Raw genomic sequence first — 13,808 nt, forward strand, 5'->3', positions numbered from 1 at the left:
CAATGGCGCAGTAGTGCGCAAAAAAAAGGCTCGCTGCAAGCTGCCGGGTTCATTGCTTTGTTAGCTCACTAGTCGCCACTTTCATCTACTTTTATGGGACTAAATAGCGCTACGAGAGATACGTACGCGAGCGACAGTCCGGCAAGTGCAATATACACTTGCAGTATGCCTCCGAGTCTTGTTAGGAGCGATGTATCGACCGCGCATGCAAGGATGACTACGGCAGTGGGTAATGCGCTTGCCGCCAGCGAACGAACCATTAGCTCCTGAAGCGAAATGCTAGTACTAGTTACCTTGCAGTAAGCAACTGTCACTACGAAAGCGATGATTGTTAGAACGACGGACGCGATGCCAATGTGCTCAGACGTAATGGGAAGGTCAAGCTGCATCTCATGCCCCCCCAATCAATGAGAGCAGTGCTGCGATTAAGCTGGCGATTCCGAACGCAAGCGCCGAATAGTTCTTTAAACGATCGAGAGAATACAACCGTTCTTTATCTCTAATGGAGCTCACTACTTGCATATTGACCAATTTTAACGAATCGTCGATTGCACGTTCGCAGTGTTGCGCGGCCCTTTCTAGGCATGCCTGTTTTCGTTCTTCGTCCTCTAACGCGATGTAATCAGCGAGATGCCGTCCAGCGTATCTAAGTTCATTAGCAGCTGAAACCGAGAAACGAGTGTTCTGCTCAAATTCCGAGATTGCGGATTCTGCACGGCGAAAAAGGCCACTTACTTCCTGCGGTGTCCTCATAAGTTTTCCTAGTTGGCTAACGTAGAAGTGAGGGGCAGCCGGAGCTAAGCGGAGGGAACCACAAGCGCAGCTTGTGGCTGTCCCTCTCGACTGAAGGGTAAGACAGCATTTCAGACTTGTGCGAGTACAGCATTAACGAACTGCTCTGTATTTGCTACCCATGCATTCACTTTCGCTGGGCTTATGGAAGCAACCTTATGATTGCCCTGGCCAACGTTGAGGTTCGCATCTGCTCGGTGCACAATTTGATGACGGCGCTTCATTGCATCTTCCAGCTTTGGCAGATATGGCTGAACTGCTGCGGTACTGAGGCCAATAGATTGAAGTAGTGAGCAAACTTCACCGGGGTTATTGTAATTGGAGCGCTCAAGGCTGGCATCTACAGATTCTTTGATAACGTCTACAACCGATTTCCCGCGTTGCGCAGATAGCGCTCCGAGGGTGATTTTCATTGCCGTGCCACCCACAAACGGAATCTGATCTAGAACGGAAGTTGTAGAAACAGGCAACTTCCAATAGGCAAGGCTGCGTAAAACATCTTCGACCGATGCATGCAAAAGAACCGTAGCTGCCCGCAATACGTCTGTTTTTTGGTGGCCGCGCCTTCCTTTGCCTGAACCAGCTAGCTGATTTGTATAAATGGCCACTAGGTTCTTTACTCGAGCGATGTTCAGTAAAAACCGGGCAGTTATTTCTTGTTTCATAGAAATCCGGCGATGTTGTACTGTCTAACGTAGAGCTAACCGGCAGTGCGCGGCTTTGTTGCGCAGCGGCCAGCGACCGAAGGGAACGAGGTTGAGCGACATGTTGGGCTATTCTTGCTTCGCCTTCCAATGTTTCAGTGACACACCCTTTCCTTTTACTTGCCATTCTCGTGGGCCGCTTACAGAGCAACCGGCGACAAATTGCGCGGCAGCGGATGGGCTTGTGAATGCGGCCGCGGACTTGACTTCAAGAAGCTCTGGATTATTGCATAGCACTAGGATCCCTTTCTTTTCGGCGTCCTTCCGGCGCTGTAGGACGTTTGCATGCAAAGATTCAAATGTTTGTTTACGAACAAACGAGCCAGCGAGTATCGTGACTTCGCGCCCAATGCAGTCCGCCTCTGCCCAGGCTTCTGCATATGTCATTGTTAATTGTAATAACTGGGTAGTAGCTGTTTCAAATGCTACCGGCTCATAGTGGGTCCTGCCCCTTGTTCCTGGATCAAATGCTTCAACCCATTCTTTTTGTAACGCCTTCACTTTTAACTGGAAGGTATCCAGGCGCTTGCCCGTTCCCATAAGCGCGGATACGGAATCAAAATCATCCTTGTCAACAAGCCTTTTGGCACTCTCTTTCAGCTCTTTTGATACGCTTCCGATTTCTTCCAAAATAAGCTCAAATGCTGTTTGTACGCCATCATCGTCCATCCAGAGATCCTCAATTTTGCGAAGCCCAACTTGTAAGTTAACCTCCTGACGTTAACCATCGTCCGCGGATATGTTTAATCTAAGGACGTATATCAACATATCAGCGCTCTTGCGGATGTTCGGGAAGGTGCCGTGCTTTCATACAGTGAGTGAGTTCGGGTGTTTTGAAATCACTACCCTGCTGCGTTTCGTCATCGCTATGACCCCAGTATAGCTTTCTAGCATACACCCAGATCGCTTCAATGACTGCTTTTGACAAACCTCTCTACCGGCCGCAATTGGCCGGCTGCCGACCGACGTCATCCTGCGCCCACCGGCTGCTTTGCGCCACGTAGCGGGCGGTCAGACAAAAAAGTGAGATGCGCAGCCGAATGACCGCTTACGGCTGATCGCTCCAAGCCAACGGCGGCTTTCAAGAAAAGCCGCGACCGTCTGCTCCCCTGGCCGGGAGCAGTCCTTGACCGCCGCAGCGACGCCCGCAGGCGTGTTTCCTGGTAACGCTAAAGAGGCTACGCGACTACCGTTTCGTCGCCACCAGCCGTTCTTTCAGCTTCGACCAGCGCCGTTCCACCTGCTTACCTTTGACCGCCATGGCCAGCGCCCTCTTCTGCCCGACCAGCACCACCAGCCTCTTGCCACGCGTGATCCCGGTGTAGATGAGGTTGCGCTTGAGCATCATGTAGTGCTGGGTCGAGATCGGAATGACCACCACTGGGTACTCGGAACCCTGTGACTTGTGGATCGTCGTCGCGTAGCAGAGCACCAGTTCGTCGAGTTCGCCAAACGGATAGGTGACTACCCGGCCATCGAAGGCCACGGCGACTTCTTCTTCGTCGAGATCAACGCCGGTTACGAAGCCGATGTCGCCATTGAAGACATCCCGGTCGTAGTTGTTCTCGATCTGCATCACCTTGTCACCGACACTGAAGCGGTTGCCGAACTTATCGACACTGTGTTCGCCGGGCGGATTCAGCACCGCCTGCAAGGCTTCGTTGATGCCGCGGGCACCGGTGATTCCCCGGTTCATCGGGCAAAGAACCTGAATGTCGCGGATCGGATCGACCTTGAACTTTCTTGGCAGGCGGGTCTGCACCAAATCCACCACGGTTTGCGCGATGACTTCCGGTTCCTCGGCAGCGACGAGATAGAAGTCCGACGTTTCTCCCTTCTCGGGCAGGCTGGGAAAGACGCCCCGGTTGATCTGGTGGGCGCTGCGAACGATGCGCGAGGTCGCTGCCTGTCGGAACACTTCCGTCAGCCGAATCACGGGAACTGCCCCCGAGTCAATCAAATCGGTGAGAAATTGTCCGGGGCCGACCGAGGGCAGTTGATCTACGTCGCCGACCAGGATCATCGCTGTACTTGTAGCGACTGCCTTGAGTAACTGATTCGCCAGCGGCACGTCGATCATCGAACATTCGTCGGCCACCAGCAGGTCGCATTCCAGAGGATTGTCCGCATTGCGCTTGAACTGGCCATTGATCGGATTGACCTCCAGCAAGCGATGAATGGTCTTGGCTTCCAGACCTGTCGATTCGGACAGACGCTTGGCTGCTCTTCCCGTCGGCGCACACAGCAGGGGCTTGACGCCCTTGGTGGTCATGATGGTCAGAATCGAATTCACCAAGGTGGTCTTGCCAACGCCGGGGCCGCCGGTGATCACCAGCAGCTTTGAAGTCAGTGCGAGACGGATTGCTTCCCTTTGGCTGTCGGCCAATTGGATGGAGAGCTTCTGCTCGACCCAGGGAATGGCTTTGTCGGCATCGAAAGCCGGCAGGGTGGTTCCGCCCGTACCAAGACGCTGAATCTGGGCAGCGATCGACTGCTCGGCGTAGTACAAGGGTGCCAAGAACACGCAGGGTTGGCCGGAGACGGTATCGGGCAACAGCACTTCGTTGGTGATTTCCTGAGCGATCGCTGTCTCGATGATCGATTCCGGGATGTCGAGCAGCTTCACCGCCAAGGGCACCAGTTCAGCGTAGGGCAGACCGCAGTGGCCTTGGCCAGAGGCTTCAGTGAGTGCATAGGAAATGCCCGCCTGGGCTCGGAGGGGAGAATCCTTGGCGATGCCGATCTTCTGGGCAATGGTATCCGCGGAGAGAAAACCGATGCCGCGAATGTCTTGGGCCAACCGGTAGGGGTTTTCGGTGACGATCTCGATGGCGCCCTGACCGTAGGTCTTGAAGATGCGCACCGCTCGGGACGTGGAGACGCCATGCGCGTGCAGGAAGACCATGATGCTGCGGATGACCTTCTGGTCGGCCCAGCCGGAGGTGATCTTCCTGGCGCGGACTTCCCCGATGCCTGGAATTTCGCGGAGACGTTCGGGAGATTGCTCTATGACATCAAACACCGCCGCACCGAAGGATTTCACCAGCTTGCCGGCATAGACCGGGCCGATTCCCTTGACCATCCCTGAACCGAGGTAGCGCTCAATGCCTGTCAAGGTGGTCGGCGGCGAGATTTTGACGAATACGGCGCGAAACTGCCGGCCATGCTCGCGATCGGTGACCCAGTTGCCGGAAGCAGAGGCGTATTCGCCAGGGGAAACGACGGGGGCGTGGCCGATCAGGGTGATCAGTTCTCGCTCGCCCTTCACCTTCAGACGCAGAACACAGAAACCGTTCTGCTCGTTGTGGAAGGTGACGCGTTCAACCAGGCCGGCGAGACGGTCGAGTTCGGCGGCGTCAGGCATGGAGGGGCGTGGTCAGGCTACCCAAGGCGGCGCGCGAAGCGACTGCGAACGGGCTTAGCGCCGGCTGCGTCGAGTCTGCCAAGGGTGTGCATCAGGCGGCATGCTGAAGCGGTGCGTCCTTGAGTGACGCCTCTACGCGTTCCCGCAGTTCCTTGCCAGCGGTGAAATGGGGCACGTACTTTTCGGGGACCGGAACCGCGACTCCGGTTCGTGGATTGCGCCCCGCCCTCGCCGGATGGTAGTTCAGGCGGAAACTTCCGAAACCACGGATTTCGACACGATCACCTTGCGCCAGGGAGCGCCCGATGGCGTCGAGAATTTCCTTTACGGCGATGTCGGTATCCTTCACCGTCAGCGTCGGAAAACGGGAGGCGATGGCGGCGATCAGATCAGCGCGAGTCATAGTCAGCATTTTAACGTCTGGACTGGCGTTGGCTGTCGCCGCCGGCGGGAGTTCACCGCAACGAGAATTTCCCGTAACGACCCCACCATCCCTTCTGCCTTCGACGTCGCGAAGGTCAGCGGTCGGCGGCAGCTGTCGGCCGGCGGGCGACGTAGTGGCAGCGAAAGTGCGGCTGCCGTGAACGACAGCAAGCCAATCCGGAACCCGCCGTTCGACTCGATTGGCCGTCGCCCCAATCATTTCAGCGAAACGCCGCGCAGACAGCCCTGACGTGGCCGCGCAGCCAACGATGTGCTGGATCGGCATCCAGCCTTGGGTGCCAGAGCAATGAGACCGTGACCTCCGGTGTGGTCACCGGGAGGGGAAAGCTATGCATTCCGGCACGTAGATTTCCCGTGTGTCGTTCGGGAACAGTGGCAATCAAGTCGGAGCCTCGAGCCAAGGCCAGCGCGGTCGAAAAGCCTCCGACAATCGTGACGATCTGCCGTCCCAGCCCAAGTGGCTTCAATGCTTCGTCAATCGGGCCTTCGTCGAGTCCCCTGCGCGAAACGCCGATGTGCCTGCCGGCCGCAAAACGAGAGGGCGAAATCTCACCCTGGCTAAAGGAGTGCCCCATTCGCACGACGCCAATGAAGCGGTCTCGGAACAATGTCTGCACACGCAGTTCCTGAGCCGTCGTCTTCCCCACAACGCCAGTTTCCAGATCGACGATCCCGTCGCGCAGTGCCGTGCTTTCCTTGTCGGGCTTCTGCACGAAGCAAAGCCGCGCACCGGGTGCTTCCTCGCCGACGCGGGCAATGAGCTCCGGTCCGAAGTTCTCCACAAAACCCTCCCTGGTCCGGAGCGTGAACGTCCTATCCAGCTGTTTGAGGTTGAGCGTCTCGGTTGGGCGCAGCACGGCTTTTCCATCCTCCACGAGCTGGCTGACCCGCTCGCGTAGTTCGATCGCCCGTGGCGTGGGAACGAGACCGCGTCCGGCCCTGACCAGCAACGGATCACCCATCGTCTCTCGCAATCGCGCCAGTGCCCGGCTCATCGCCGACGGGCTGAGCCGCAACCGTCTGGCAGCGCGCGCAACGCTGCCTTCGGCGAGCAACACATCAAGTGTGACGAGCAGATTCAGATCGGGTGTCGACATCTATTGAGTCCTAAGACGGCCTGGTCATTATATGGCGTCCAACGCACGAATAAAGTGTAAATGATGCGCCTTCCGCCATGGCACGTGAAGGCTTATGTTGGTGACAGTTCCGATTCGGGAACCGTCACGACAAGGAGTTCATGATGAACGCAATCATTGCAGGACAAGATGAGGCCGTCTATCGAAGCGCTGGACAGGCCCCTTCGGTGCGCTGGGCGCTCGCCACCCTTTCGCTAGCCATCTTGCTATCTTCGCTCGGCACGAGCATCGCCAATGTGGCATTGCCAAACTTTGCGGAGGCATTCAATGCCTCCTTTCAGGAGGTCCAGTGGATCGTCCTCGCCTATCTCCTAGCCATCACCACCACGATCGTCAGCGTCGGACGGCTCGGTGACATTACCGGCCGCAAGCGGCTGCTATTTGCCGGAATCTTCCTGTTTACGTTGGCATCAAGCGTGTGCGGCGTCGCTCCCACGCTCTGGTTACTGATTGCTGCGCGTGCACTGCAGGGTCTTGGCGCAGCCATCATGATGGCCCTCACCATGGCGTTGGTCGGTGAAACGGTTCCCAAGGCAAAGACCGGTAGCGCCATTGGGCTGCTCGGAACGATGTCTGCGATAGGTACCGCGCTCGGCCCATCACTCGGCGGCATTCTGATCGCCGAACTCGGGTGGCGGGTCATCTTTTTGATCAACTTGCCACTGGGTGTCCTGGCTCTTTTCCTTGCCCATCGCTACCTGCCGAATGATCGAAAGCGACTGAAAGCAGAGCGCCCCGGCTTCGACAGTTTGGGCACGCTGCTGCTGGCCCTGACACTCGCGGCATATGCGCTAGCCATGACGACCGGGCGCGGCAGTTTTGGCCCATTCAACGTCGCTCTGCTGTTGGCTTCTGTCCTTGGAGCCGGCCTCTTCGTGCTTGCCGAGAAACGCGCAGCGTCACCGTTGATCCGATTGGCGATGTTCCGCAATCTCGTGCTGAGTTCGAGTCTCGCCACCAGCATGCTCGTCTCGACGGTGATGATGGCGACCCTGGTGGTCGGGCCGTTCTATCTCTCGCGTACCCTCGGGCTCGACGCCGCGCTGGTTGGACTTGTCCTGTCCGTCGGCCCGCTGGTTGCTGCGCTGACCGCCGTGCCAGCCGGACGCATTGCCGACCGGTTTGGACCACAACGCATGACCACCATCGGGCTCTTCGGAATGGCAGCGGGCGCCTTCACGCTGTCCATGCTGCCGACGATTTTCGGACTCCCTGGCTACATCGCACCAATCGTCGTCATCACCTCGAGCTACGCGCTGTTCCAGACGGCCAACAACACCAATGTCATGACGGATGTCCGCCCGGACCTGCGCGGCGCTACTTCCGGCATGCTCAACTTGTCACGCAACCTGGGACTGATCACCGGGGCTTCAGTCATGGGCGCCGTGTTCGCCCTCGCATCAGCGACGACCGACATAACAACGGCAAGCCCCGAGGCAGTTGCCAGCGGGATGCGCATCACGTTCTCGGTCGCGGCTGCGCTGCTTGTCGTCGCGCTCGCAATCGCGGCTGGAGCGTACCGTCGCACTTTGCGCGATCAGAAGCTTGTTCCCTGAGACGTACCCGCGCTGGATTCAGAAAACGCAGACCATCGCAAATTGCAGGGGAATGGACCACTTTGTAGCCAGCAGGTTGCCAAGACATTTGCCAGCGTCAGTTGGCAGGTTTGGGTCCTATCCGGTCAGTCACCTTTCGCATGGCATGACCCGCCAAGCGTTCTCCTCGTTGTGGAAGGTGCCACGTTGACGGGCCGGCTCAGCAGTCAAGCTCAGCCGACTAGCGATCGCACATGGAGTGCTGCGGGTAGGACGCTTCGTGACCGCAGGGAGTTGTCTTCGGCTTAATAGGTGCGTGACGGTGGCGTTTGCACGTACGCTGGACTTTTCGTTCCGTGCCCACCACTCCGGCCCCGAGGCGCTCACCCCGGCAACTACTTGGCGCCCTTCTCGACTTTCCAACTGTACTCGATGTTCCCTTTCTCGCCGCCGGTATTGTCGTACTCGGTATAGGTCACCTTGACTTTCTCGAAGTTGTTGCCGATGACGACTGTCGGTGGCCCATCATCGTCGTTGCCCGAGGCGCTCACCTGAATATTGGTGATCATCACGTTCTTCAATTCGTACCTGAGGTAGGTTTCACGAGCGCCGCCGTAGGTCGCGGTCTGCTCGATTTCCAGCTTCGGAATGACTTTTCCCGTCAGGCACGTCTCCTGCAACTTCGGGGAAGCCTTTTCGTATGCGATCGTCAGCGTCAAGTCTTCGACGATCGCGGCGCCGCGACGGCGGCTCTGGCCTGTTGCGCCCCCACCGGCGCGATGCATTCCCCAATCGACGTTCAGGACGTCGATCCACTTGCCGTGCCTGTCATCTTGAGACTCGCCATCGATTCCATCGTATTTTGCGAAAATGGCCATGACTGCTCTCCTTACGTTAGCGGGCAGGAAGCCCGACGGTTCTAACCTACAGCAATCGTCAACGGCAGGCTAGTTTATGAACGCCGATCAATCGGCGTGAATCTGCGATCTTCTCCCGGTATCCCCTGAAGAATCATCCGCATGCCGCTTCGCTCAGCGCCTCTGGCCGTCGTCCGCGTGGCTAGCCCGATCAGCGCGATAAAGTCGCAAGCGTTCACACAGCACCTCCGTCGCTTCCTTCGCGACCTCATCGATCCCCGCGCCCCGACTCTTCTCGATGAGTTTGAAGACCCAGAGATCGCCCAAACGAGCCGACGACATCTTCGGCTTCACTCGTTTCACCAGCGCCTCAGTGCAAATGATTGCACCGCCTCGGGAGGCGTTGGGCCGACCGGAAGGCTGCTTGCGCTTTGGCGCCGATTGACCCCAGTTACCCTGGCCGGTGATACTGAACGAAGCCACCACGCTTGCTATCTTCGTGCGTGATCGCGCGGCGCGAGCCCGGCATTAGAAAGAACCGACATGACTACTCTCTCCCTCACCGATGCCGAGCGCACCGTGTTCGCTCGCGTTGCCAACGCAGACGCACCTCCCGGCGCCGTCGTGCGTGATTTCGACGCGCTTCTGGACTACCTGAGCACGGACGGTATCCCGGTTTCGCCAAAGACCAGCGAATTTGCCATCGCACGCCTGCCCGAACTCAATGCCTTGCTTACTCACCCCGTCCCGATCGGCCTCCCCCGCGGCAGGCAGACGTCGTACCCCAACGTGGATGGGTTTCACCTGCTCTTGCGCTTCAGTCGATTGGGGAAAGTTGATCGTTTCGCCACCACGCCGCGGATGGTCGTGAATACGGAAATGGCCGCCAAGTGGCAATTGCTCAATCCGACAGAACGATATTTCAGCCTGCTCGAACGCTGGTGGAGCTTCGCCGATTTCGGGCCGGACCGTTTCGGCCTGGCAGCAGCCGACAGGATGGCAGAATATCGTTGCACCTTCCTGAAGCGCCACCGTCCTGGCAGCCGTGCGAAAGAGCGAGACGAAAAGTGGCAAGTGGCCATGCTGGCATTGCTCGGCATGAAGCAGATCGCCATGATGCAATTGTTCGGTTTGCTCGACATCGTGTCCGATCAGGCCGTCTCAGGTAAAGGCTGGCAGATCAAGCGGATGGTCGCGACACCGTGGGGACTGTCGGCCAGCGCCACCTACCTTCGCGCGTTCCGCTACACCTCTACCGAATTGTTGGAGCATTTGCTTAACCCTTCGGGTGAGAATTCGGTCGAAGAGGAAGATTCAAGTGAAGAAGAACTGGATCGCCCTCCTTTCTTTACTTGGGCAGACGCGGTGATCCCGTTCTTTCCCGCCTGGCGCAGTTCTCTGGGAGAACCGGAGACCGTCGAACCGTTCCGAGGGAGTGTGACATTTAAGGTTGCGCTCGGCCAAGGTGTCTGGCGCCGCATCGTGATGCCTGCCCAAAGCGACTTCGCGGACCTCGCAGAATTCATCCTCGACGCGTTCAATTTTGATCACGAACACCTGTATCAGTTTCGCTACCAGGACGAGTACGCGACCCAGCGCACACTCGATGACCCCAGCGGCAGCGATGTCGATGACGATTATGCTGACGAAGTGACCTTGGGAGAAGCCGGGTTGTCTCCCCGACAACTTGTTGAATTCCGCTATGACTTCGGCGACGACTGGCGCTTCAACGTGCTGGTGGAGAAGCTGGATGCGTCGGAAACCGGCGCAGAACCTGCCGTCCTCGCCAAAGAGGGAAAGGCGCCACAGCAGTACCAGTGAGTCTCTTCGCTTCCCATTCTGCGGTAACTGATCTTCGCGATCGCTTCTACCGACTCGCGGTCATCCTCTGGCTGTAATGGATATTGCCATTGCGGAGGTGCACCCGTGCCTGACAACCACTACGCGCTTGACACGGAGTGATCGTAGAGCGCCATCACTTCAGCAAAAAGTGCTCCATTCGGTGACCTGCTTCAACCAGCGCCTTGAACACATTCGGGAGTTTCCCACGACCGCTCCAGGTCACTCTTTTGTCGGGCGTGATGTATTTGGCTTTGACGGGGGCGCGCGCTTTCTGGGTACCTGCAGCGCCTGCGCTAAAACCACACTGGGCCGCTGTCAAGTCGTATTCCTGGATAATGTCCTTCACCCGATGAATCGCTTCTGCCACTTCAGTTCTACGGGCTTCGTCGATCCGTTGATTGAGTTCGTCGCGTTCGGCAAGCAGTTCCTGGTAGTTCGGCATGGAATCTCCTGAGAGGGGTTGCTAGTTAATGTGAAACGCCGAAAAGGCGCCACTGACGGGATTTTAATCGAGTGCGGGCTGATTCAATACGATAAACGCCTATTTGAACCGATTAGCCCAGGTCAGTTCAACGAATTGACCCGAACGAAACTCGATGGATCACACCCCCAACGATATTTCGTTGACAAGCTTGGCCCAGGTTCGCAGTTCTCGCCTCTCCCCGATTACGCCATTGGACGACAGACCAGTCGCTCAACATCGCCCGCCGCACCGCAAGAAAGTCAGTTGATAACTTCGACCTGCACCCATTTGAATATCACCCCGCAATCGGTTTCCACTCGCCGGGCGAGTAGCAAGATCGGCCCGTTGGGCACCAGCGTGACCGCCGCTCTGTTTTTCACAGCAGCAGCCCATCCGCCATGAAGCCCCATCTCTTGCTCGCGCTCGGCATTCTCGATGCGTTGGCAAACGTCGGCGAGGGAAATCTCCGTCAGCGTGATGTCCGCGGTCAGCGAGGCCAGCATCCCGAGATCGAACTGATCGGTCACCAAATAGCGAGGGGGTTTGTTCATGACGCCTACTCCTTCCGCTCGCCCTGCGACTGCGTCGCGGTCTTCGAAAACCGCTCCAGGCGCTCCAGCGTCACGAGCATGTCGGCAAGGTAATGCGCCTGACGACGATACGCGCTGGCCTCGCTCTCTACGGCAGTGACAAGGTCATCGTCCCACCCCGAGGTGTGTCGAAGCAGGTCCTCCAGGCGGTAGCCGAATACTTGTGCATCCCGACGCCGACTGCTGTTGCGCTTCGGAATGTACGTTCGGCGCGCCTCGCGACCTTGAGCCTTCCTGCCGTACCAATTGACCAGGTACCACTCGATGGAGAGCGCATTGCCCCGCTGCCGAACCCGAAACTGCAACGTGTTTTTCTGGCTCCAGTCCTTGCCGGTGTTCGCCTCCATGACTTCCTGCAGGTAGCGATTACCCAGGTCTCTGGCCTGCTCGAACACGTCCTTCAGCTGAGCTTGCAGCAGTGCTCGTACGTCCCTGATCCGGTCTTCCATCGGTAGTCCGTGCCCCCTCTTAAAGATAAGGATTCGTCACCCCACCAATCCTTATGAGAAATCGGCCAAAACGCCGACACCCGGATAGCGCAAAACCCTCGTTGTGACCGAAGCCAAGCGCCTTTCCCGGTTACCAAGGACGGCCATTTCGCCTATTTGGCCGGCTTCCGGGCCTCGCAGGACGTCCCCCAGGGGGTAATTCCAGGCCAATGAGCAGGCTTTTTTCTTCCATAAGGCTGCAGCCCAACCAATCCTTATGTAATAGGGCATGGTGGGTGCAATCGTAGGCACCAGCCGCCTCCCCTTGCGGCCGAGATGCGTCCTTCCCGGTCGCATTTCGAACCTGATACCGAGCACGCTCGATTCGCATGCGGCCAGGTGCTCTGGCGGTGCACAGATCGTGGTCAAAAATGCTCAAAACCCCAGAGGTATCGCTGCAGGGTTCCTGCGGTACCACTGCCCCGTTTCGCTGCCCCATCCCGAACGCGCTGATCAACGACAGAGGCCATCTGCCTGCCCGAGAGACGGCAACGGCCGGCCTTGCCGGGATGTAAAGCGGGATGAAGACGAGGTTCCTCAGACGATCCGACATGGTGGCTACCTTCCCTGTCATGCTTCTTGGGGCGTGGGTTCTTGACCCTCTTTCGGCGGCACGATCCAGATGCCTTCCGTTTGCTCATGGCCCCCATGGTGCAGGACATACGGTGGAGGATTCCATGCCGCCACCGGGCGACTTCGGTAGTCAGCCCAACCCGTTTCTTCCGCAACATTCGCGCTTCTTCCGACGCGTGAACAAACCGTCACACGTGTGAAGAAACCTTCACACGACGGCGGTGCTTTCTCCGCCAAAAATAGCGATACTTCTGGAAAAGAGGATCGGAGCGCTCCATGTTCAAAGTGGCCGTCATTGAAGACGACATTCCCACCAGCAACCAACTCAAGGAATGGATTCTTTCCGCGCACCCGGGCATCACCGTGGAGCAGTGGTTCACCCGCGACGATGCGGAAGCCGCCCTGGCTCGCGTGCAATACGACCTGGTGGTGCTGGATATCGAACTGGGGCGGGAGCGTCACGCGGGTGTTGCGATCATCAACGCCATCAACAAACGCACCAGCGGTACACCGGTGCTGGTGGTCTCGGCGATGCCCGCCACCATCTACCGTGGCATCATGAAGGCACTGGATGCCTGGGATTACTTGCAGAAGGCCACCTTCGAGGAAGCCGAGTTCATCGATACCTTCCTGGAAATCCTGCGCGCCGTCCGACAGCGTGCAAGCGTCAAGCCGCCCTTGGCTGCCAGCGATGAACTCTCCATTGACCCCCTGCGGCAGAGCACGCCCCTTTGGCGGGGACAACGAATCAACCTGCCACTGACCGCCCAGCGCATCCTCGCCGCGCTCTATGAGAAACGGGGCGAAGTGGTCTCTTACGAAGAACTGTCCCAGGTGGTCAAGAGCGGCCGGAGTCGGGACAACATCCGTAAACACATCAGCAGCATCCGTGAGGCTTTCCGCGAACTGGACGAGGCGTTCGACCGTATCGAGAACATCCCCATGCGCGGCTTCCGATGGTCCGACCCGATCTCCACCGGCGCAAGCGATCGGTAAGCGGGCGATGGACAGCAGCGTGTT

Annotated in this window: 13 protein-coding genes; 3 read left to right on the forward strand and 10 right to left on the reverse strand. The window is 58.0% G+C overall.

Translation table 11 applies throughout. The features are described 5' to 3' along the window. Window positions 1–390: 390 nt before the first annotated feature. The 6 genes from QZ634_RS06885 to QZ634_RS06910 form a co-directional block, all read right to left on the reverse strand. Complete coding sequence (locus tag QZ634_RS06885) at window positions 391–753, reverse strand: hypothetical protein (protein WP_291986694.1); 363 nt, start codon at window positions 751–753, stop codon at window positions 391–393. A 110-nt stretch (window positions 754–863) separates the two neighbouring features. After that, the gene (locus tag QZ634_RS06890; RefSeq protein ID WP_291986696.1) at window positions 864–1,457 is read right to left on the reverse strand and encodes a hypothetical protein; all 594 of its coding nucleotides are present in this window, start codon (window positions 1,455–1,457) and stop codon (window positions 864–866) included. A 108-nt stretch (window positions 1,458–1,565) separates the two neighbouring features. Then, a complete protein-coding gene (locus QZ634_RS06895) occupies window positions 1,566–2,165 on the reverse strand; it encodes a DUF4357 domain-containing protein (RefSeq protein WP_291986698.1) in 600 nt (199 codons plus the stop codon). A gap of 517 nt (window positions 2,166–2,682) precedes the next feature. Continuing rightward, a complete protein-coding gene (locus tag QZ634_RS06900) occupies window positions 2,683–4,860 on the reverse strand; it encodes an ATP-dependent RecD-like DNA helicase (RefSeq protein ID WP_291986700.1) in 2,178 nt (725 codons plus the stop codon). 91 nt (window positions 4,861–4,951) lie between these two features. Next, window positions 4,952–5,263 (reverse strand): integration host factor subunit beta, encoded by a 312-nt coding sequence (locus QZ634_RS06905; RefSeq protein WP_291988059.1) that lies wholly within the window; start codon window positions 5,261–5,263, stop codon window positions 4,952–4,954. A 241-nt stretch (window positions 5,264–5,504) separates the two neighbouring features. Beyond that, window positions 5,505–6,401 (reverse strand): LysR family transcriptional regulator, encoded by an 897-nt coding sequence (locus QZ634_RS06910; protein ID WP_291986702.1) that lies wholly within the window; start codon window positions 6,399–6,401, stop codon window positions 5,505–5,507. A gap of 140 nt (window positions 6,402–6,541) precedes the next feature. Here QZ634_RS06910 and QZ634_RS06915 point away from each other — a divergent pair, with 140 nt between their 5' ends. Beyond that, entirely contained in the window at window positions 6,542–7,996 is a 1,455-nt protein-coding gene (locus QZ634_RS06915; protein WP_291986703.1) for an MFS transporter, read from the forward strand. Between the two features lie 374 nt (window positions 7,997–8,370). On the opposite strand, the gene QZ634_RS06920 is transcribed toward QZ634_RS06915, so the two are convergent. Next, window positions 8,371–8,853, reverse strand: a complete 483-nt coding sequence (locus tag QZ634_RS06920) for a type VI secretion system tube protein Hcp (RefSeq protein WP_291986705.1) — start codon at window positions 8,851–8,853, stop codon at window positions 8,371–8,373. A gap of 522 nt (window positions 8,854–9,375) precedes the next feature. On the opposite strand from QZ634_RS06920, the gene QZ634_RS06925 reads away from it, so the two are divergent. Beyond that, a complete protein-coding gene (locus QZ634_RS06925; protein WP_291986707.1) occupies window positions 9,376–10,653 on the forward strand; it encodes a plasmid pRiA4b ORF-3 family protein in 1,278 nt (425 codons plus the stop codon). A gap of 154 nt (window positions 10,654–10,807) precedes the next feature. Here the strand turns inward: QZ634_RS06925 and QZ634_RS06930 are convergent, their stop codons facing one another. The 3 genes from QZ634_RS06930 to mobI all read right to left on the reverse strand — a co-directional run bounded on the left by QZ634_RS06930 (window position 10,808) and on the right by mobI (window position 12,176). Further along, window positions 10,808–11,116, reverse strand: a complete 309-nt coding sequence (locus QZ634_RS06930) for an H-NS histone family protein (protein ID WP_291986709.1) — start codon at window positions 11,114–11,116, stop codon at window positions 10,808–10,810. Window positions 11,117–11,397: 281 nt separating this feature from the next. Beyond that, complete coding sequence (locus QZ634_RS06935; protein WP_291986711.1) at window positions 11,398–11,688, reverse strand: hypothetical protein; 291 nt, start codon at window positions 11,686–11,688, stop codon at window positions 11,398–11,400. A gap of 5 nt (window positions 11,689–11,693) precedes the next feature. After that, window positions 11,694–12,176: a conjugative transfer protein MobI(A/C) gene (mobI, locus tag QZ634_RS06940; protein ID WP_291986713.1), complete on the reverse strand. Its 483-nt coding sequence runs from the start codon at window positions 12,174–12,176 to the stop codon at window positions 11,694–11,696. Window positions 12,177–13,064: 888 nt separating this feature from the next. On the opposite strand from mobI, the gene QZ634_RS06945 reads away from it, so the two are divergent. After that, window positions 13,065–13,784: a response regulator gene (locus QZ634_RS06945; RefSeq protein WP_291986715.1), complete on the forward strand. Its 720-nt coding sequence runs from the start codon at window positions 13,065–13,067 to the stop codon at window positions 13,782–13,784. The last annotated feature ends 24 nt before the right edge of the window (window positions 13,785–13,808 follow it).

Source organism: Candidatus Accumulibacter sp. ACC007 (genome assembly GCF_907163205.1).
Classification (GTDB): domain Bacteria; phylum Pseudomonadota; class Gammaproteobacteria; order Burkholderiales; family Rhodocyclaceae; genus Accumulibacter; species Accumulibacter regalis.